The 20390-nt window shown below is 72.3% G+C and carries 19 protein-coding genes; 6 read left to right on the top strand and 13 right to left on the bottom strand.

Translation table 11 applies throughout. From position 1 onward, the window contains the following. Positions 1-69 precede the first annotated feature (69 nt). From ACZ69I_RS10630 to ACZ69I_RS10675, 10 genes are all read right to left on the bottom strand, one after another. Positions 70-540: a hypothetical protein gene (locus tag ACZ69I_RS10630; protein WP_467675518.1), complete on the bottom strand. Its 471-nt coding sequence runs from the start codon at positions 538-540 to the stop codon at positions 70-72. A 94-nt stretch (positions 541-634) separates the two neighbouring features. After that, positions 635-1369, bottom strand: coding sequence for a hypothetical protein (locus ACZ69I_RS10635; protein ID WP_470831494.1), 735 nt, complete (start codon positions 1367-1369; stop codon positions 635-637). Positions 1370-1443: 74 nt separating this feature from the next. Next, positions 1444-2643 (bottom strand): acyl-CoA dehydrogenase family protein, encoded by a 1200-nt coding sequence (locus tag ACZ69I_RS10640; RefSeq protein ID WP_470831496.1) that lies wholly within the window; start codon positions 2641-2643, stop codon positions 1444-1446. 83 nt (positions 2644-2726) lie between these two features. Next, entirely contained in the window at positions 2727-3953 is a 1227-nt protein-coding gene (locus ACZ69I_RS10645; RefSeq protein ID WP_470831497.1) for an MFS transporter, read from the bottom strand. Next, positions 3950-5191, bottom strand: coding sequence for an ATP-grasp domain-containing protein (locus ACZ69I_RS10650; RefSeq protein ID WP_470831499.1), 1242 nt, complete (start codon positions 5189-5191; stop codon positions 3950-3952). The genes ACZ69I_RS10645 and ACZ69I_RS10650 overlap by 4 nt, the downstream gene beginning before the upstream one ends. After that, the gene (locus ACZ69I_RS10655) at positions 5188-6378 is read right to left on the bottom strand and encodes a pyridoxal-phosphate dependent enzyme (protein ID WP_470831500.1); all 1191 of its coding nucleotides are present in this window, start codon (positions 6376-6378) and stop codon (positions 5188-5190) included. The genes ACZ69I_RS10650 and ACZ69I_RS10655 overlap by 4 nt, the downstream gene beginning before the upstream one ends. Positions 6379-6386: 8 nt before the next feature. Continuing rightward, entirely contained in the window at positions 6387-7391 is a 1005-nt protein-coding gene (locus tag ACZ69I_RS10660; protein WP_470831501.1) for an ABC transporter substrate-binding protein, read from the bottom strand. Next, complete coding sequence (locus tag ACZ69I_RS10665) at positions 7388-8218, bottom strand: ABC transporter ATP-binding protein (RefSeq protein WP_470831502.1); 831 nt, start codon at positions 8216-8218, stop codon at positions 7388-7390. Before ACZ69I_RS10665 ends, ACZ69I_RS10660 begins: the two co-directional genes overlap by 4 nt. Beyond that, on the bottom strand, positions 8219-9343 hold the full coding sequence (locus tag ACZ69I_RS10670) for a FecCD family ABC transporter permease (protein ID WP_470831504.1): 1125 nt from the start codon (positions 9341-9343) through the stop codon (positions 8219-8221). A gap of 111 nt (positions 9344-9454) precedes the next feature. Further along, positions 9455-10195, bottom strand: coding sequence for a class I SAM-dependent methyltransferase (locus ACZ69I_RS10675; RefSeq protein ID WP_467675502.1), 741 nt, complete (start codon positions 10193-10195; stop codon positions 9455-9457). A 151-nt stretch (positions 10196-10346) separates the two neighbouring features. On the opposite strand from ACZ69I_RS10675, the gene ACZ69I_RS10680 reads away from it, so the two are divergent. From ACZ69I_RS10680 to ACZ69I_RS10705, 6 genes are all read left to right on the top strand, one after another. Next, the gene (locus tag ACZ69I_RS10680) at positions 10347-11339 is read left to right on the top strand and encodes a GlxA family transcriptional regulator (RefSeq protein WP_467675499.1); all 993 of its coding nucleotides are present in this window, start codon (positions 10347-10349) and stop codon (positions 11337-11339) included. A gap of 128 nt (positions 11340-11467) precedes the next feature. After that, complete coding sequence (locus ACZ69I_RS10685; RefSeq protein WP_467675497.1) at positions 11468-12091, top strand: isochorismatase family protein; 624 nt, start codon at positions 11468-11470, stop codon at positions 12089-12091. A 115-nt stretch (positions 12092-12206) separates the two neighbouring features. Beyond that, positions 12207-12731, top strand: coding sequence for an SRPBCC family protein (locus ACZ69I_RS10690; protein ID WP_467675495.1), 525 nt, complete (start codon positions 12207-12209; stop codon positions 12729-12731). Further along, positions 12724-14364, top strand: coding sequence for a phytoene desaturase family protein (locus ACZ69I_RS10695; RefSeq protein WP_470831507.1), 1641 nt, complete (start codon positions 12724-12726; stop codon positions 14362-14364). The genes ACZ69I_RS10690 and ACZ69I_RS10695 overlap by 8 nt, the downstream gene beginning before the upstream one ends. Before the next feature lie 9 nt (positions 14365-14373). Continuing rightward, positions 14374-15063 carry a YoaK family protein gene (locus ACZ69I_RS10700; protein WP_470831508.1) on the top strand — a complete coding sequence of 230 codons (690 nt, stop codon included), beginning with the start codon at positions 14374-14376 and terminating at the stop codon, positions 15061-15063. Between the two features lie 371 nt (positions 15064-15434). Then, on the top strand, positions 15435-17072 hold the full coding sequence (locus ACZ69I_RS10705) for a hypothetical protein (RefSeq protein WP_470831510.1): 1638 nt from the start codon (positions 15435-15437) through the stop codon (positions 17070-17072). 92 nt (positions 17073-17164) lie between these two features. On the opposite strand, the gene mmsB is transcribed toward ACZ69I_RS10705, so the two are convergent. From mmsB to ACZ69I_RS10720, 3 genes are read right to left on the bottom strand one after another with little or no spacing between them, the layout of a single operon-like run. Continuing rightward, the gene (gene mmsB / locus ACZ69I_RS10710) at positions 17165-18160 is read right to left on the bottom strand and encodes a 3-hydroxyisobutyrate dehydrogenase (RefSeq protein ID WP_470831511.1); all 996 of its coding nucleotides are present in this window, start codon (positions 18158-18160) and stop codon (positions 17165-17167) included. After that, the gene (locus tag ACZ69I_RS10715; RefSeq protein ID WP_470831512.1) at positions 18157-19248 is read right to left on the bottom strand and encodes an enoyl-CoA hydratase/isomerase family protein; all 1092 of its coding nucleotides are present in this window, start codon (positions 19246-19248) and stop codon (positions 18157-18159) included. Before ACZ69I_RS10715 ends, mmsB begins: the two co-directional genes overlap by 4 nt. Then, positions 19245-20390, bottom strand: coding sequence for an acyl-CoA dehydrogenase family protein (locus ACZ69I_RS10720; RefSeq protein WP_470831599.1), 1146 nt, complete (start codon positions 20388-20390; stop codon positions 19245-19247). The genes ACZ69I_RS10715 and ACZ69I_RS10720 overlap by 4 nt, the downstream gene beginning before the upstream one ends.

Raw genomic sequence — 20390 nt, forward strand, 5'->3', positions numbered from 1 at the left:
CCAGCTCCTCACGGGGTCGACTGCCCAGGTGGGCAAGGCCTGTTCGCCCTCCGTAGGTTACGTCCGGCCTCAGCCGCCGTGGGCGGCGCCATGGTCGTTCAGCGCCGTGGCGAACGCCTCGATCGTGCGGCGGCGCGCGGTGAGGAAGGCCAGCCAGGATCCGTCCGCGTAGTGCACCCGGAAACGAGCCATGAGCTGGAGGCGGGGGCGGCGCTCCACCTGGGAGGCCCAGGTGCGGGGAATCTCCCAGACGGGGCTGCCGTCCAGGTGTCGTACGAGGCCGATCCGCTGGTCCGTCACCCGCATCAGCAGCGCGCCGGACGTGGCCGGCATGGCCGCCGCGATGCTGTGCGCACCGCCGGACTGGGCGCCGTACCGGTGCATCAGGTGGTCGCCGAGCTTCCCGCCGATCATGCCGGGCTTGACCTTGATGCCTTCAGCGCTCTTCACCGGAACGACGATTCCGTGGGAGAGCAGCCGCTCGCCCGGCGCCAACTGGCTCAGAGCGGATTGTTGCTGGACGGACAGGACTTCCGGCATGACGATGCTTCCCCGTGATCGTTCTCGACTCCGGCGGGGATCGTATCGGCCGGAGCGACAGCACCGCGAGTCGCGCCGGGCGCCGCGAGGGGCGCTAGCCGTCCCGCAGCCGGAGTGACGCTCGGCCGGACGACGGGTCGTGGTCCAGGATCACGTACCGGCCGAGGACCGCGAGGGCCACCAGGCAGCCGCCCATCTCCAGGCCCTCCTCCACGAGCGTTCCCAGCATGAGCACCGTGCTGTGGCCGTTCTCCAGAGCCCAGCCGTTGAACGCCTCGGTGAGCAGGGCGCCTCCCAGATACACCGCCAGCGCGCCAAGGAGCCCGGTCCGCAGGTCGCGCGGGAGTCTGCGGGCCCAGAGGACGGCGCACACCGTGCCCACCGCCGCGAGGAGCGCGCCCGGCAGGACCCAGGCGTGCGTGGGCAGCGCTCCCCCGGCCCACTTCTTCCACGTCCGGCCCACCTCGCCGAGGCGCTCGTGCAGCGAGACCGTCTCGTCGATGCTGAGCAGTGCGGTCCCCGCGGCGAGGCCCAGCCAGGACAGGCGCCCGGGGCGTGTGCCGCGGCCGCTGAGCAGCGCGGCGGTCAGCGCCATGCCCGTCACGGCCAGCAGCAGCGTGCTGTTCCACCAGGTGGCCAGGTTGGCTTCGAGGTCGACGTTCACCAGCCTGCGGATGGCCGGTATGGAGTCGTAACTGTTGTACGCGCGCGTGGCGAGGTCGGCGACGAGCAGCAAGACGGTGGCGCCCGTGGCGCACCATAAGACGCGGCGGGCCGGCGGTCTCGCGAGCTCACCCGCGACGCGGTCGCGCGTTTCGTAATCGGTCATACGCACGAAGGCTAGTGACGCGGAGAGGGAGGAAGGCGACCGGGGCCCATTTCTGACGCCCCGTCAGATCGACGCTACCGGCGCACTCTTGGCATTCCGAGGCCGATCCACGAGATGATCTCGCGCTGGATCTCGTTGTTGCCGCCGCCGAACGTGAAGATCACGGCCGAGCGGTAGCCACGCTCCAGATCGCCGTGGAGGACCGCGCCCGCCGAGCCCTCCTTCAGTGCGCCCGCCGCGCCGACGACCTCCATGAGGCAGGCGTAGGCGTCGCGGCGGGCCTCGGAGCCGTAGACCTTGACGGCGGAGGCGCCCTGCGGGGTGAGGGTGCCTTCGTGGACGGCGTTGACCATCTGCCAGTTGAGGAGTCTCATCGCGTCGAGCTTCGCGTGGGTCGTCGCGAGGCGCCTGCGGACCCAGCCGAGGTCGATGACGCGGCGGCCGTCGGCGAGCTTGGTGTCCATGGCCCAGCGCTGGACGTCGTGGAAGGCGCGGATCGCCATGGTGCCGTGCGCGGCGAGCGTGACGCGCTCGTGGTTGAGCTGGTTGGTGATCAGGCGCCAGCCCTTGTTCTCCTCGCCGACGCGCCGGGAGACGGGGACGCGGACGTTCTCGTAGTAGCTGGCGGTGGTGTCGTGCGAGGCGAGGGTGTTGATGACGGTGCAGGAGTAGCCCGGGTCGCTCGTCGGGACCAGGAGCATCGTGATGCCCTTGTGCGGCGGGACGCCTTCCTCGGTGGCGGCGGTGCGGACAGCGAGCCAGACCCAGTCCGCGGTGTCGCCGTTGGTGGTCCAGATCTTCTGGCCGTTGACCGTGTAGTGGCCGGTCTCCGCGTCGCCCTCCCGGACGGCCTTGGTCTTGAGGGACGCGAGGTCCGTGCCCGCGTCGGGCTCGCTGTAGCCGATGGCGAAGTCGAGTTCGCCGGAGAGGATGCGGGGCAGAAAGTAGGCCTTCTGCTCGTCCGTGCCGAACTGCATGATCGTGGGGCCGACGGTGTTGAGGGCCATCAGCGGCAACGGAACGCCCGCCTGGGCCGCCTCGTCGAAGAAGATGAACTGCTCCATGGGCGTGAGCCCGCGCCCGCCGTACTCCTCGGGCCAGCCGACACCGAGCCACCCGTCCGCCCCGAGCCGCCGGACGGTCTCCCGGTAGAACCGCTTCTGGGCCGCCGGCTCGCCGTACCGCACATGGGCGTCGTCCGGCACCAGCTCGGCGAAGTACGCACGCAGCTCGGCGCGCAACTGCTGCTGCTCGGGCGTGTATTCGAGGTGCACGGCCCCTCCAGGCTCCACTGCCGTTACCGACGGCGCACACAGTAGAACCCGTTGCAGAAATAGGGAATGGCGGTGACGCGGGCCTATCGTCGGCGCGCGGGCCGGATCAGCACCAGAGGCAGCAGCGCGCACTGCACCGCCACCGCGACCCAGAAGAGCCCGGCGTGACCGGCGCGCTCGGCCAGGTCGTAGCCCTCACCGCCGACGATGCCGCTGACGAAAGCGCCGATCCCCGCCGCCATGCGCTGGCGGCCGAAGACGACGGCGGGGGCGCGGGAGGACCTGGCAAGGGCCTCCAGATCGTTCTTGAGGAAGAGGACGACCTCGCCGAGACAGATCAGCAAGGCCCCGGCCAGGAGGGCGGCGGGGTGGCCGAGGGCGAGCGCCGCCATGCCGGTGGCCAGCGCGGTGAAACCGATGCGCAGGGCGCGCAGGTAGGGCACGCGGGCGATCCACTGCGACAGGAGCGGCTGGGTGACCACGAGGAGCACGGCATAGAGGGCGAGGACCGTGCCGTAGAAGAGCGTCGAGGTCCGGGGGACGACGTAGAGCGCCAGGTAGTGCTGGAAGAACATGAAGACGTACACGCTCAGGACCGTGATCGCGAAGGGCAGGTGACGCGGTCCGGCCGGTGCCTCGTCCTGCTTCCCGGGCCCGGACGGGGCCCCGTCCGCCGGTACTGCTCGCGGTTGTCGCGCGTGGTCTTCCACAGGCAGCAGCGCGTGCCCCGCCGTGATCGCCGCGAACAGTACGGCGACCGCCGTGAAGAGGCCCGTCGAAGCGGTCAGCACGAAGGGGGCGGCGGCGATGGGGCCCAGCGCGATGCCCGCGTTGAGGGCCGAGCTGCTCGCGGAGAGCAGCATGGGGCGCCGCTCCGCCTCCACGCCGTGCACCAAGTACCCCTTGTTGGCGGGCAGATAGAGCGCGGCGCCGCCGGACACGAGGAACAGCGCGGTGACGGCCACGCCCGGCCGGTCCAGGCCCGGTACGAACGCGGCGAACCCCGCCGTGCGGATCAGCAGGGCGACCAGCATGGTGCGCCGCAGCCCGATCCGCTCGGCGAGCGCCGCCCCGACGACACCGCCGGAGAACTGCACGAACGAGGCGACGGCCAGCACCACGCCGACCGTGCGCAGCCCCACGCCCAGGCGTTCGTGCAGCAGGACCGACATGAACGGCAGCACGGCGAAGCTGCCGAGGGGGATCAGGAACGAGCCCGCCAACAGGATGTACTGCGCGCCGGTGAGCTTGCCGAGCTCGCGAAGTCCTGCGGAGCGGCGACCCGGTGACTGCTCCCGTGCCGCCGTCATTCCCGGTCGGCGTCGGTCACGACGACGGGCCGTATGCTCCCGGCGGCGCTGAGCGCCCGGTGCAGGGCCAGTTCGGCGGTGTCCGCCTCCGTCAGCACGATGCCGGTGCACCCTCGCTGGTCGCCCAGGTGGTCCACGGGCCGGCCGGGGACGGCGGTGGGGTACCACTCGGGTGATCCGGGGAAGTCCGGCAGCCCGTCGAGGCCGGTCCAGCCGGTGAGCGTGCCGGGACGTTCGGGGTACACGAGCACGAAGCCGGTGGCGGGGCCGCGGTCGGGGCCGGGCCCGGGGACGGCGTCCAGGAGCGCGGGGCGACGGCCGAGCGCCGTGTCGACCATGGCCTCGTAGACGTTCGTACGCAGGGAGCGGCACAGGGCCTCGCCGACGAGCGCACCGCCGATGCGGCGGTTGATCTCCACCAGTTCCGGTCCGTCCTTGGTGAGGACGAACTCCACGTGCGCGAAGCCGTCGACGTGCCCGGCGGCGGCCAGTACCCGCCCCACCCAGTCCTGGACCAGGGCGAGTTGCGGTTCGGGCAGCGCGACGGGGAAGGCGGCGGCCTCCTCCCGCACGGAGGGTTCGGGCGACATCTGGCGGCTGAGGACGCCCAGCAGCCTCGTCTCGCCCCGCCAGCCGAGGGTCTCCGCGCTGTAGACGGGCCCGGAGAAGAAGCGCTCCGCGAACAGCCGCCCGTTGAAGGCGCGTTGGGACGCCTCCGTGAGGGCGGCGCGGAGCTGCTGTTCGTCGCGCACCGGCCAGACGTTGCGGGAGGAGGTGCCCGAGGAGTCCTTGAGGACGGCGGGCAGGCCCATCTCGCGGAGGATCTGCTCGGCCGCCGAGGGGTCGGCGGGCACGGTGCGGGCGCCGCTGCCGCTCAGGCCCCGCTCGTACAGGATTGCGCGCACCCGGCTCTTGTCGCGCAGTTGCCGGACCGCGCTCGGGTCGGGTCCCGGCAGGCCGAATTTGGCGGCGAGGTCGGCGCCCGGCACGCTCCACGTGTCGGTCGAGTTGATGAGGCCGCGCAGGTCGGGCAGGGCCGCCAGGGCGTCGGCGCAGGCCACCTCGTCGTGGGTGTCTATATCGATGATGTCCAGTGCGTCGGCGGGCAGTTGGGCGAGCTCGTGCCGGTAGACGTCACGGTCCCCGGTGAGCAGGCACAGCCGGTGCCCCGCGTCGGCGGCCGCCTCGGTAAGGCGTCCCAGGCCGAAGGTGAGTGCTTCCAGTGCGGCGATGGTCACGGTGCCTGGTCCTCCTGGGACGGTTCTTGGAAGGGTGTCGGTGCTTCGTCGGGTGTCGGTGCTTCTTCGGGTGTCGGTGCTTCGAAGGCGGGCGCGGCCTGGGCGGGTACGCCGGGGTGGAGCACGTCGTACTGGCGCCGGTTCCACTCCATCGTCGACCAGGGCGGGGCGAGGTCGGCGAGGCCGGTGATCTGATGCGGTTTCAGGGTGCGCGGGTCGAGGGCCTCGTGGTGGCGGGCGAAGACCCGCTCGGTGTAGCGGTGCCCGGTGTCGGCGCCGATGACCAGGTGCGTGCGGTCGGGGTGGCGGGCGGCCTCCCAGCCCGCGACGAGGTGCGCCGCTCCGGTGGACAGGCCCGCGAACACGGCGTGTTCGCGCAGCAGGCCGACGGCTCCGGCCATGGCGTGCCGGAAGTCGAGCCAGTGGAGGGTGTCGTAGAGGTCGTGGCGGACGTTGTCGAACGGGATGGAGCTGCCGATCCCGGCGATGATCGCCTCGGGATCGCTGAACCCCTCGCTGCCGAAGGTGACGCTGCCGAAGGGCTGGACGCCGAGGAGGCGCACGTCACGGCCGGTGCCGCGCAACGCCTGTACGAGACCTCCGCTGGAGGAACCGGTGCCCACGGCGCCCACCACGGTCAGGGGTACGCCGGGCAGCGCGCGGTCGACGAGGGCGGCGAACTCGCGGTAGCCGGTGTAGTGGACGGCGTCGTGGTACTGGCGCATCCAGTGCATGCCGGGCCGCTCCGCGAGCAGGGCGCGGACCCGGCGGACCCTGCCCTCCTGGTCGAGCCGCAGGTCCTTCGAGGGCGGCATCTGGTCCACGGTGGCGCCGAGGACCTCCAGTTGGGCGCGCATCGTGGCGTCGACGGTGGTGGAGGCGACGATGTGGCAGTGCAGGCCGTAGCGGTGGCAGGCCATGGCCAGGGCGAGCGCGTAGATGCCGCTCGAACTGTCGACGAGGGTCTGGCCCGGCTTCACGGTGCCGCGTTCCAGCAGCGTGCGGACCGCGCCGAGGGCCGCGTAGACCTTCAGGGTCTCGAAGCGGGCGAGCACGACGTTGTCGGAGAGCCGCAGCAGGTCGGGGGTTTTGATCGCGTCGGTGATGTGCTCGTGGACGGGCGCGGCGGGAGAGGTCTCGTCGGCCGGGGTGGCGGTGTGCGCGGTCTCTGTCGGGGTCACGGTCATGCCCGCCGTCACCGCCCGACCGAACGCAGGTAGCGGCCGAGCTTCTCGGCGCCCGCGACGTTGCGGGGACCGCTGACGACGTCGCCGTAGGAGAGGACGAGGAAGCGGTTGTTCCGCACGGCCGGGACCGACTTCAGGGCGGCCCGCGACTTGAGGTGGGCGATCTTCTCCGCGGCGGGCCGGTCGGCGTAGTCGACGATCACGATGACCTCGGGCCGGGCCTTGATGACGGGCTCCCAGCCCACCGTGGTCCAGCCCTTGTCGAGGCCACCGAAGACGTTCTTGCCCCCGGCGGCCGTGATGATGTCGTTCGGCGCGGCGTGCCGGCCCGCGGTGAACGGCTGGTCGGTGCCCGAGTCGTAGACGAACACCTTGGCCGGGTCGCCCTTCTTGGGCCAGGTCTTCTTCAGCGCGGCGACGCGGCCCCGCAGGCCGGTGACGAGCTCGCGGGCCCGCTTCTCGACGCCGAAGATCCTGCCCAGGTTGTCCAGGTCGGTGTAGAGCGCCTCCAGCGGCGACACGTCGACGCTCTTGTTGCCGTAGTCCCAGCAGGTCTCGGTGTGCAGGTAGCTGTCGATGCCCACCTTGTCGAGCAGGGCGGGGGTGACGCCGCGCTCCTCGCTGAAGCCGGCGTTCCAACCCGCTAGCACCCAGTCGGCGTTGGCGTCGACCACGATCTCCCGGGTGATGCGCTCGGTGCCGAGGCGCTCCACCTTTCCGTAGTCCTTGCGCCAGGGCGATCCCTTGATGGCGGGGTCGCCGAGCTTGTTCATGACGTAGCCGCGCATCCGGTCGGCGAGGCCCAGGGCGAACATCTTCTCCGCGCCGCTCACGTCGTAGGCGACCGCGCGCTCGGGACGGTCGTACGTGACGTCCTTGCCGCAGTTGGAGACGGTGACGGTGTCGGGCTTGCCGTCCGCGGCCGGTTCGACCTCGGCGCCGCAGCCGGTCAGCAGGAGCCCGGTGGCCAGCAGCCCGGCGGTGAGGGCTCGGGGGAACGGTGGTCTGGTCACGCGTGGGGTCCTTCCGGAAAAGCGTCGGTGGGGGCGGGCGTCCCGGCGGGGACGGGGGCGGTCGGGGCGAGGTCGTAGAGCAGTTGGGGGACGCCGGTCCGCGGGTGGGGCACGACGTCTGCGTCGACGCCGAACACCTTGCGGACGAGCTCCGGGGTGAGGACCTCGGCGGGGGCACCGGAGGCGACCAGGCAGCCCGCGCCGAGCACGGCGACGCGGTCGCAGGCCTGGGCCGCGAGGTTGAGGTCGTGCAGGGCCGTGAGCACGGTCAGCCCGGAGCCGCGCAGGAAGGACAGCAGCTCCACCTGGTGCCGTACGTCGAGGTGGTTGGTGGGTTCGTCGAGGACGAGGAGGCGGGGCTCCTGGACGAGGGCGCGCGCGACGAGCACGCGCTGCCGCTCGCCCCCGGAGAGGGTGAGCACGCTGCGGTCCGCCAGGTGCGTCACGTCGAGGCGGTCCATCGCCCGCCCGCACAGCTCGCGCTCGCGGGCCGTCAGGGGCTGGTTGCCGCGCGCGTGCGGGGTGCGGCCCAGAGCGACCACCTCCTCGACGGTGAAGTCGAGTTCGGTGTGGCTCTCCTGGGTCAGCGCGGCGATCGAGCGGGCGCTGTCCCGCAGTTTCAACGAGGCCAGGTCGGTGCCGTCGAGCAGCACGGCGCCGGAGGTCGGCCGCAGCGCCCGGTAGACGCAGCGCAGCGCGGTCGACTTGCCGCTGCCGTTGGGGCCGACGACGCCCACGACGGAGCCGGCGGACACCTCGATGTTCAGCCGGTCCACGAGCGCGCGTCCGGCCGCCTCGACCGTCAGGTCACGCAGGGAGAGGACCATCTACCGGCCTCCGAAGAGATAGCCGCGGCGGCGCATCAGCACGATGAACACCGGGACGCCGATGAGCGCGGTGATCACCCCGAGCGGCAGTTCCTCGGGGGCGAAGGCGGTGCGGGCCACCAGATCGACCCAGACCATGAAGCAGGCCCCGGCCAGGGGCGCGACCGCGAGCACCCGCCGGTGCGTGGAGCCGACCCAGATCCGCACCACATGGGGCAGTACGAGGCCGACGAAGCCGACGGCCCCGCTGACGGCGACGATCAGTCCGGTGACGGCGGCGGTGAGCACGAAGAGGCGGCGCCGCAGCGTCTCCGCGTCCACGCCGAGGCTGGCCGCGGTCTCGTCGCCGAGCGACAGGACGTCCAGCGACCGGCTCTGCCGCAGCAGCACGACCACCGCGATCAGAACGGCCGCCGTCACCAGGGGCAGCGACTCCCAGGACGCGGAGCCGAGGCTGCCGAGGAGCCAGAACAGTACGGTCCGCGCGGCCTGCCCGTTCGGGGCGAGGAACACCAGGACGCTCATCAGCGCCTGGAATCCGTAGGCGAGCGCCACTCCGGTGAGCACGAGCCGCAGCGGCGTGAGGCCCAGCGGCCCGCGCGCCGCCAGATACACCAGCACCGTCGCGCCAAGGGCGCCGAGGAAGGCGGCGGCCGACAGGGCGTACACCCCGAGCCCGGCGAAGACCCCGAACACCACGACGGCCGTCGCCCCTACCGAGGCGCCCGATGAGATCCCCAGCACGAACGGGTCCGCGAGGGCGTTGCGCACCAGCGCCTGGATGGCGACGCCCACGACGGAGAGCCCCGCTCCCACGACCGCGGCGAGCATCACCCGCGGGGTGCGCACGTGCCAGACGATGGAGTACCCCGTCACCTCGTCCGCGCCGATGGTGCCCCCGGTGAGCGCCGCGGAGAGGAAGTGCACGACGTCGCCCAGTGGTACGACGGTCGGCCCCAGCGCGATGCCCGCCAGGACCGAGAGCACCAGCGTGACGGAGAGCGCCACCAGCGTCGTCAGCAGGCGGCCGCGCCCGGCGGGCCGGTCCTCGGCCCCCCGGCCCGGTGCGCCGCGCGGGCGTGCGGCGCGACGCGAAGACGGCGTCGCGGATGCGGCCTCGGTCATGAAGTCCCCTCGTTCACCTGCGCGTCAGCGGGCGGGCCCGGCCGGAACCCGCCCGCTGACCAGTAGTCGGCCGGGACGGCCGCGGAGTTCCCGCGGGTCCGGCGGCGGCTGCTACGGCCGGGTGCCGCTCACGATCAGCCGCTTCGAGCGGTGGTCGTACGGGCCGCCGTCGAAGTCGCCGTGGCACCGCACGTCGGTGAAGCCCGCCGCCTCGAAGAGCGCGCGGAGCTCGGCCGCGCTGTAGAGGAAGGAGGTGATCGACGCCTCGCGCGCCTCCCCGTCGCGCACCAGCGTCCAGTCGGTGCGCAGCCGGGTCCAGCTGTCCAGGACGGTGTCGCGCTGGATCACGTACGCGCCGCCGTCCAGCTCGACGACCTGGGGCCTGCCGATCCAGCCCGCGAGTACCTCCTTGCCCATCACGTCGACGAGGAGGCGGCCGCCCGGCACGAGCGACGCGTGGGCGTTGCGCAGTACGCGCTCGTTGTCGAGCGGGTCGTCGAAGTAGCCGAACGAGGTGAAGAGGTTGAGCACCACGTCGTACGACTCCCGCTCGACGTGCGTCATCATGTCCGCGCGCACCAGCCGGACGTCGGCCCCGGCCGCCTCGCACGCGGCCTCGGCGCGCTTCAGCATGGCGGGGCTGAGGTCCACCCCGGTCACCGCGCAGCCGCGCCGGGCGAGCGGCACCAGATACAGGCCGGGCCCGCAGCACAGGTCGAGCACCCGGCTCCCGGCCGGGAAGGCGAGCAGCGGCGACCCGGCGACGAGGTCCTCCACCTGCGCGCGCCTGCGCTCGGAGAACATGGTCTCGGAGAAGTCCGACCAGAACGCGTCGTCCTCGTACCAGTTCATACAGCTGCTACCTCGTTCCGGTGCCGGTGCGTGGGGCCTGTGCTGCAGTGGTCGGACGGCCGTCCTGTCTGGTTCCCGCCACGGGACCCATGTCCGGATGTGACAGTGAATCGTCATTGCGGCCATGGCGGCGGGCGGTGAGGATGAGGTCATGTCCCTCACACACCGGGTGGTCATCGCGGTCTTCCCCGATGTCGACCTCCTCGACGTCACCGGCCCCGCCGAGGTCTTCGCGCTGGCCAACCGGGAGACCGCGGGCCGCGCCGGATACCAGGTCCGCCTTGCCGGGCCCGCCGCCGGTGCGGTCCGGACGTCGGCGGGTGTCCGGCTCCTCGCCGACCTCTCCTTCGAGGAGGTCGGTACGGACGTGGACACCCTGCTGGTGCCGGGCGCGGTCGACATGGCCGAGGACGGGCCCCGGGCCCGGGTCGACCCGTCGGTCGTGGCGTGGGTGAAGGCCACCGCCCCGCACGCACGGCGGGTGGCGTCGGTGTGTGTGGGCGCCCATCTGCTCGCCGCGGCAGGGCTGTTGGACGGGAAGACGGCGACCACCCACTGGTCGACCGCCGCCCAGCTCGCCGCCGACCACCCGGGCGTCACGGTCGATCCTGACCCGATCTTCGTCCGCGCCGACCGGGGCAGGCTGTGGACCGGCGCCGGAATCAGCGCCTGCCTGGATCTCGCGCTTGCGCTGGTCGCCGAGGACCAGGGCGAGCAGACCGCCCTGTCGGTGGCCCGGCAACTGGTGCTCTACCTCAAACGGCAGGGCGGCCAGAGCCAGTTCTCGGTGCCGCTCAGCCGCGCGGCCACCAGCCGTCGCGACATCGACGAACTGCGGCTGTGGATCGCCGACCACCTCGACGCCGACCTGTCCGCGGGGGCCCTGGCCGCCCGGATGTGCCTCAGTGAGCGGCACTTCGCCCGTGTCTTCACGCAGGAGACGGGCACCAGCCCGGCGTCCTACGTGGAAGCCGCCCGTATCGAGGTCGCCCGCCGGCTCCTGGAAACCACCGATCTTCCGCTCGACCAGGTCGCGGCGGCGGCCGGGCTCGGCTCGGTGGAGACACTGCACCGGGCGTTCCGGCGGCAGCTCGCGACCACACCGGTGGCCTACCGCCGCCGCTTCCGCACACAGACCGGCTGACCGGCCCACCCGAACCGTGTGACCCGCCCGAGTCGTCCGACTCGCCCCGGTCACCCTGATCCACCCGAGCTCCCGGCATGCGAGGCACTGGGCTTCGCCATGCCCAACTTCCCTGTGAAAGGCACCTCATGAGCACGAACACCCCGTCCACGTCCCTGCGCGACGTCTTCGGTCTGGACAACCGGCCGCCCCGCCTCGCCGAGTCCGCCCTGGTCCTGATCGACTTCCAGAACACCTACCGCACCGGCGTGATGGAGCTGACGGGCGCCGATGAAGCGCTCGCCGCGGGCGCCCGGCTGCTGGCGCGGGCCCGCGCCGCGGGGGTTCCCGTCGTGCACGTCATCAACGACGGCGGCGAGGGCACCCCTTACGACATCCGCGCCCACATCGGCGCGATCAGCGACGAGGTCGCCCCGCAGGAGGGCGAGCCCGTCGTCGTCAAGGGGTTCCCCGACTCCTTCCAGGCCACCGACCTGGAGAAGACCCTCGTCGACCTGGGCTTCGCCCCCGGCGGCGACAAGGACCTCGTCCTCGCGGGCTTCATGACCCACATGTGCGTCGCCTTCACCGCGCAGGGGGCGGTCAACCGCGGCTACCGGCCCACCGTCGTCGCCGAGGCCACCGCCACCCGGTCCCTGGCCGCCCCGGACGGCACCGTCCTGTCCGCCGCCACCGTCCAGGCCGCCGCCCTGACCACGATCACCGACCGGTTCGGTCCCGTGGTCCGCACGGTCGAGGACCTGCCCGCCTGAGCACCCGTGCCGGGCCGCGTCCGCACCGCCGAGGTGCGGCCGCGGCCCCCTTGGGCGATGTTGAGGAGGTGCCGGACGGGGCACTCGGCGATGACGACAGCTCAAGGAGGCAATGATGGCGCTGCGTCATCGACTCATCGAAGTGAGCCCGGCGACGGTGTGGACCGTCCTCGCCGACGGCACCAAGTACGCCCAATGGGTGGTCGGCACCGCGTCGTCGCGGCCGGTGCGCGGCCAGTGGCCGGAGGTCGGCGCGGCGATCGAGTACGAGGTGCGCCTGGGCCCGTTCCGGGCGACCAACGAAACGGTCGTACGCCGCTGCAAGAAGGGGTCCGGCGAGGAACGTTCCGTACTGGAGCTGGAGGCGAAGGCGGGCCCCCTCGGCACGGCTCGCATCGCGATCGACGTACGCCCCTGGGGAGAGCACACCCTGGTGAGAGTGGACGAGCACCCCCTGCACGGTGTGGCGGGAGCCCTGCACAACGCCGGCGTCGAGATGGTGATCCAGCTGCGCCACCGCGCGATGCTCGCCCGCCTCGCCCGCGTCTGCGAGGCCGAGGCGGGCGGTCCGCAAGCCGCCCCGGACACGGCGGCCGGGCACGGCTCGCCACGGCGTGGAGGCGCGGCGGGCCATGCCTGACGCGGTGGTGATCGGGGCCGGGCCCAACGGTCTGGTCGCGGCCAACGTACTGGCGGACGCCGGGTGGAGCGTCACGGTGCTGGAGGAGCAGCCCGAGGCCGGCGGTGCGGTGCGGCACGACCGAGGCGTGCACCCGGATTTCGTCAGCGACCTCTTCAGCTCCTTCTACCCGCTGGCCGCCGCGTCGCCGGTGCTGAAGCAGCTGCGGCTGCACGAGTACGGGCTGCGGTGGAGCCACGCGCCGAGGGTGCTTGCCCACCCCCTCACCGACGGCCGCTGCGCCGTCCTCGACCGGCGTACCGACGTCACCGCCGCCTCCCTCGACGCCTTCGCCGCGGGCGACGGAGCGTCCTGGCGGCGGCTGCACGACGTGTGGGAAGGCCTCCGCCCCGACCTGCTGGACGCCTTGTTCACGCCGTTCCCGCCGATCCGGGCCACCGCGCGCATGGCCCGGCGTCTGAAGCCCGCGGGCGCGCTCCGCCTGGCCCGCTCCCTCGTGCTGCCGGTCCGGCGGTTCGGCGAGGAGGAGTTCGCGGGCGAGGGCGGCCGCCTCCTGCTTGCGGGCAACGCGCTGCACGCCGACCTCGCGCCCGAGGCGGCGGGCAGCGGCGGATTCGGCTGGCTCATGTCGATGCTGGGCCAGACCTACGGGTTCCCGGTACCGGTCGGCGGCTCCGGCGAGCTGATCAAGGCGCTGGTCGCGCGGCTTGCGGCACGCGGTGGCAGTGTGCGGTGCGGTCGCAGGGCGGAGCGGATCGTCGTCCGCGACGGGCGCGCGGTCGGTGTGCGCACCTCGGACGGCGACACCGTGCGTGCCGCGCGCGCCGTCCTCGCCGACGTGTCGGTGCCCGCTCTGTACGGCGAACTGGTCGAGGCGGAACACCTGCCGGGGCAGCTCCTGACGGACCTGCGGCGCTTCCAGTGGGACTTCGCCACCTTCAAGGTCGACTGGGCACTCGACGGGCCGGTCCCCTGGCAGACCGAAGGAGCGGTGGGGGCGGGCACCGTCCATCTGGCCGACGGGGTGGACGAGCTCACCCGGTTCGCCGCACAGCTCGCCATGCATCAGGTGCCCGACCGCCCGTTCCTGCTCTTCGGCCAGATGACGACTTCGGATGCCACCCGCTCACCGCGGGGCACCGAATCCGCCTGGGCCTACACCCACGTACCGCAGGAGATCCGCGCGGACGCCGGTGACGAGGGGATCTCCGGGGCGTGGCGGCCCGGCGAGCAGGAGGCCATGGCCGACCGGGTGGAGCGGCAGGTCGAACGCTTCGCCCCCGGTTTCCGTGCCCTGGTCCGCGCCCGCCGCGTCCTGGCGCCCACCACCATGGAATCCCTGGACCGCAATCTGCGCGGCGGCGCGCTCAACGGCGGCACGACGGCGCTGCACCAGCAACTGGTCTTCCGGCCCGCTCCGGGCACAGGGCGCCCGGAGACACCCGTGGCCGGGCTGTTCCTCGCCTCGGCGGGGGCGCATCCCGGCGGCGGCGTGCACGGGGCTCCGGGAGCCAATGCGGCGCGGGCCGCACTGCGCCGCCGGCTGCCGGTGCCGCTCGCGGGAGCGCAGCGCCTGCTCACCGGTCGCGGGCGCCCCGGCGGGCCGCCCGTCCCCGTACGGCCCCCGAGGTAGAACACCGGCATGACGAGGCACCGGGGAAGCCGGTCCGTGCCGACCGCGGAGATCGGCGACCGCCATCCGCTGTCGCTGGCCCTCACCACCCTGACGGCGGTCAGCGGTCTCGTCGACGCCGTCTGCTATCTGGGCCTCGGCCGCGTCTTCACCGCCAACATGACGGGAAACGTCGTCGTCATCGGCTTCGCCCTGGCCGGGGCGCCGGGCTTCTCCGTCGTCGGGTCCCTGGTGTCCCTGGCGGCGTTCCTCGTCGGCGCCGTGGCCGCGGGCCGGCTGGCCCGTGCCTTCCGCGATCGGCACCGCGTGCCGTGGGTGCGCACCGCGGTGTGGATCGAGGCCGTGCTCCTCGGCGCGGCCACCGCCGTCGCGTTCACCGCCGGAAGTACGCCGCCGTATCCCGTGATCGCCCTCGTGGCGCTCGCGATGGGGCTGCGCAACGGCACCGTCGGCAAGCTGGCCGTGCCGTCGATGAGCACGACGGTCCTGACCCGGACCCTCGCGGCGCTCGCCGCGGATTCCCGGCTCGCGGGCGGCACCGACCGGCGGGCCGTCCGCCGGAGCGTCGCCGTGGTGGCGATGGTCGCGGGCGCGGTCCCCGGCGCGTGGCTCGTCCTCCACCACGGGATCGGCTGGCCGCTGCTCCTGACCACGCTGATCGTCGCCGCGACGGCTCTCGCGTACCGTGAGCACGACTGAATCCCTGCCGCCGCACCCTCGACGCGGTCCAAAAACGCCGGTGGGCCCCGCCGCGACGGGGGAGACACGGCGGGACCCACCCATCGAGTGCCCGCTGAGAACGCCCTCACACCCCCGTGTCGTGTCCGAGTGCGAGCCCACCGCCCGACGCCCCCCGCCGGACCCTCCGGACCGCCCCCGCCCCAGGCCCCCGTCGTGGCTCCCCCAGCGTCCCGAACCTCGCGTGTGAGGGCCGAAAACAGCGGTCACTTTTCCGTCGTGGTCGCGTCTTCCCGCACGCCTTTCGTCTGATTGACGCTGTTGTTCGGCAGGAGTAGGAAACCAGTATCGCCCACACCCGTCCGGCGATGGTCAATTCAGGAGGGAAGCCCATGACCATCGATCAAAAGCAGTTGCTGCAAGGGATTTACGACGCGATCTTCGACGCACTCACCACCACCCCTTCCGGAATCGGCGGCGGTCAGCCCATTTTACGGCGGGCTCAGACTTATATGTCGCTGCAACTTCCTGGAAATCCCGTGGACGCGGCGCAGTTCGCGAACCCGTGGTCGCCGAACAATCCGAACGGTTCCGTCGCGGCGAGCGAGAACTTCGCGACCCTGGTCGACCCCGTCCCCTTGCTGACACCGGCCTATGCGGTCGGCGGCGTCAGCACCGACAACGTCTACGGCGAGATCGTCCGCGCGAACGTGAACCCGCCACCGGCGGACCCCGAGGGACAGAAGGCCTACGAGAAGGCGTTCAATCTGCTGTTCGTGGACGGGCAGGACTTCGACCAGGACGGTCTTCCCGTCACGGTGAAGGTCGACTCACCGCTGTACCGCAACTACAAGAACAAGATGCAGCTGTACAACGCCGCCCTGCTCAGCTACACGACCAACTTCCTCCAGTACGACCTGAGCAAACCGGAGGACCAGCGGAAGTGGGCGATCCTGGCGCCGGTGCTCAGGGCACCCGTCGACTTGGCCTACCAGGACCTCCAGGCAGCCAGCCCCGGCGTGGTGGAGAGCGCCCTCGCCACCCTGGGACAGCACCAGCAGTCGAGCCTTGCGGGCATCTTCTCCCGCGCCCGGCAGACGTATCTGCAGACCAGGCGAGGCAGCCTCGTCGACGCCAACATCTTCTGGCACCTGTGCGAGGCCTTCCCCGGCAACTGGTTCGCCGAATCGGCCGCCGCGAACTTCACGGCACTGACGCTGAGCTCCAACAGGCTCCGCATCAACGAGGAATCGCGATTCTCCCGCTATGGAGCGGGCGGCGGGATCAATCTCGGTCTGTGGCGGGTCGGCGCGGCCGGTTCCACGGAAAGGACCCAGTACAGCCTCCACACCGAGACATCGAACATGAACATCTCGTTCCGTTTCGGCCGGATTGAAATACGCCGCCGCTGGCTGGACACTTCTCTCACCTCCTTGCGCGGCTGGAGCACGGCAGGCCGTCGCCCGGGCGACTATTCGACCGGCGAGATCAGCGACAAGAATGAGGGAATCTTCTCCCTGCTGCCGACGGCATTCATCGTGGCAAGGGACATCAAGATAAGCGCGGACTGGGGTACGACCGACCTCCAGCGGGCCACACAGGCCACGTCGATCCGCAGCAGCGTCGGAATAGGTCCTTTCTCCCTCTCGGGCAGTTACCAGAACAGCTCGTCGACCCGTCGATTCGCGTCGTCCTTCGACGGCACGACCCTCACGGTCCCCGGCGTCCAGATCGTCGCCTGGCTGAGCAGTCTGGTTCCCTTCTCGCCGCCGACCGACGGCCCGCCCTCGGCCAGGGCGGAGCAGTTGGCGCTGGCGGCGGCCAGGCAGCCGGCCCGCACCAACGTGTACGCCATCCCGTGGCTGGAGTCCGTGGGCGGCGACGGCGGACACACCGCCGGCCAGGGTGCCTCGCCCGCTTCGGGCACGGGCGCCGAAGGCGCACGGGAGGATGCGCCCGAGTCGACGGACGCCACGGCGGCGCCTCCTCCGGACGCCCCCGACAGCCAGTTCATCTCCGTGGAGTCGTGAGTGCCAGCGACATCGTGAGCACCGGCGCCGGCCCGTCGGCGACCCGCTCGCACTGACCGCAAGGCCGCCGAGGCCTTGCGGTCAGCTCACGTTCAGGTGACGTCCGCGCCGGTGATCACCGGGCCGGAGCGCTCCCTGATCGTCTGCACGATCGCCGAGAAGTCGCGCTCCGCCCCGCCGTCCGCGGCGAACTCCTCGTACAGTTCGGCCGCGCGCAGGCCCAGCGCGGCGTCCACGCCGGTCGCGCGTGCCGCCCCGGCGGCCAGGCCGAGGTCCTTCGCCATGAGGGCGGCCGCGAAGCCCGGTCGGTATTCGCGGTTGGCCGGGCTCGCGGGGACCGGGCCCGGCACCGGGCAGTTGGAGGTGAGCGCCCAGCACTGGCCGGACGCGGTGGAGGCCACGTCGAAGAGGGCCTGCGCGGTCAGGCCCAGGCGTTCGCCGAGTACGAAGGCCTCGCTCACGGCGACCATCGAGACGCCGAGGATCATGTTGTTGCAGATCTTCGCCGCCTGCCCGGCGCCCGCGTCCCCGCAGTGCACGGCCCGCTTCCCCATCACGGCCAGCAGGGGTTCGGCCTGCGCGAACTCCGCCGCGCCGCCGCCCACCATGAAGGTCAGGGTGCCGGCCTCGGCTCCGACCACGCCGCCGGAGACCGGCGCGTCGAGCCCCCGGTGGCCGGCGGCGGTCACCGCCTCGTGCGCGGCGCGGGCATCCGCGACGTCGATGGTGGAGCAGTCGAGGAACAGCGTGCCCGGAGCCGCCGCCGTGAGCAGCCCCCCGTCCCGGTAGAGCGCGAGGACGTGGCGTCCGGCGGGCAGCATGGTGACGACCACGTCGGCGTCCGCCACGGCTTCGACGGCCGAGGCGGCGGGCAGCACTCCCCTCGCCGCCGCGGCGGCCAGCGCGCCGGACGCCAGGTCGTGGCCGATCACGCGGTGCCCGGCGGCGGCCAGGTTCGCGGCCATCGGACCACCCATGTTGCCGAGTCCGACAAAGGCGACGGTCCTCGCCTCGGCCGACTCGGCAGACGCAACTGCCTCGGCTGTCTCGACTGACTCGGCGAGCCCTGCACCCTTGGCCCCGCTCACCACGCCACCTCCTGCGTCACGGCCCCGCCGTTCAGGGCCAGTTCACGGCCCCCGAGCGGCGCGAAGAAACGTGCGACGTCGTCCGCGGCCACCTCGGCGAGCGTGCCGGGGCTCCAGCGCGGCGTGCGGTCCTTGTCGATGACCTGGGCGCGGATGCCCTCCGCGAGGTCGTACGAGGTCAGGGCCGCACACGAGACGCGGTACTCCTGGTCGAGGACGGCTTCCAGCGAGCCGAGGCCGCGTGCGCGCCGCAGCGCCTCCAGGGTCACTTTGAGCGCGGTGGGCGAGCGCCCGAGCAGGGTCTCCGCCGCCTCCTTCGCCGCGCGCGAACCGTCCGCGTGGAGCCGGTCGACGATCTCCTCGACGGTGTCGGCGGCATAGCAGTGGTCGATCCACTCGCGCTCGTCGGCCAGGTGAGCGGGCGGCGCGTCCTGGACGTATCGCGGGAGGACGTCTCGTACGGGCGCCTCGGCGAGGTCCGCGATCAGCCGGGGCAGGGCCGACGACGGTACGAAGTGGTCGGCGAGGCCGCACCTGAGCGCGTCCCCGGCCGTCAACTGCGCCCCGGTGAGGGCGATATGAGCACCGAGCCCGCCGGGCGCGAGGCCAAGCAGATAGGTGCCGCCGACGTCGGGCACGAAGCCGATGCCGGTCTCCGGCATCGCCACGCGGGAGCGTTCGGTGACCACGCGCACCTCCGCATGGGCCGAGACGCCGACACCGCCGCCCATCACGATGCCGTCCATGACGGCCACGAACGGCTTCGGGAAGCGCGCGATGCGGGCGTCGAGGCGGTACTCGTCACGCCAGAAGTCCCGCGTCGCCTCTCCGTCACCGGTCGTCACGTCCTCGTGGATGGACCGGATGTCCCCGCCCGCGCACAGGCCGCGCTCCCCCGCTCCGGTGAGGACGACGGTGTCCACCGCGGGGTCCCGTTCCCAGTCGGTGAGTGCCTGGTCGATGCGGCGCACCATGGTGTGGGTGAGGGCGTTGAGGGCCTTGGGGCGGTTGAGGACCACATGGGCCGCGCGGCCTTCGACGCGCAGCAGCACGGAGTCGAGCAGCACGGAGTCGTCCGCCGCGCTCATCGGACGGCCTCGGTCAGGCCGCGGGCCACGATCAGGCGCATGATCTCGTTGGTTCCTTCCAGGATCTGGTGGACCCGCAGGTCACGGACGATCTTCTCGATGCCGTACTCGCTCAAGTAGCCGTAGCCGCCGTGGAGTTGGAGCGCCCGGTCGGCCACGGAGTAGCCGGTGTCCGTGGCGAACCGCTTGGCCATGGCGCAGAGCTGCGGGGCCCGAGCGTCGTCCCTGTCGAGGGCGTCGGCCGCCTGACGCACCAGCGCGCGGGCGGCCGACAGCTCGGTGGCCATGTCGGCGAGCCGGAACCGCAGCGCCTGGGCGTCCAGGAGCGAGGCGCCGAACGCCTCGCGGTCGGCGAGGTAGGCCACGCTGCGGTGCAGTGCGCTCTGGGCGCCGCCCAGGGAGCAGGCCGCGATGCCGAGGCGTCCGCCGTTGAGGCCGGACATGGCGATGCGGAAGCCGTCCCCCTCGGCGCCGAGCCGCCGGCCGGCGGGGACGCGGACGCCGTCGAGGAGCACCTGGCGGGTCGGCTGGGCGTTCCAGCCCATCTTGCGTTCGTCGGCGCCGAAGGAGAGGCCGGGGTCGTCCCGTTCGACGACGAACGCGGAGATGCCGCCGGGCCCCTCCTCGCCGGTGCGGGCCATGACGACGTACACGTCCGAGGCGCCCGCTCCGGAGATGAACTGCTTGACGCCGGTCAGGACGTAGCCCCCGCCGTGGCGTTCGGCCCGCGTCCGCAGGGCCGCCGCGTCCGATCCGGCACCGGGTTCGGTGAGGCAGTAGCTGCCCAGGGACGCGGCCGTGCACAGGTCCGGCAGCCAGCGGGCGCGCTGGTCCTGGTCGCCGTACCGGTCGATCATCCAGGCGACCATGTTGTGGATGGAGAGGTAGCCCGCGATGGAGGGGCAGCCGGTGGCCAGCGCCTCGAACACGAGGGTTCCGTCGGTGCGGCCGAGCCCGGAACCGCCGTGCTCCTCGCGTACGTAGACTCCGCCGAGGCCCAGTTCGGCGGCCTTGCGCAGGACGTCCACGGGGAAGTGTTTGTCGCGGTCCCAGGCGACGGCGTGCGGCGCCAGATACGTATCGGCGAAGTCGAGTGTGACCTCGGCCAGTGCGAGCTGGTCCTTGGTGAGGGTGGTGGCCAT

The organism is Streptomyces sp. NPDC036815 (assembly GCF_055609205.1).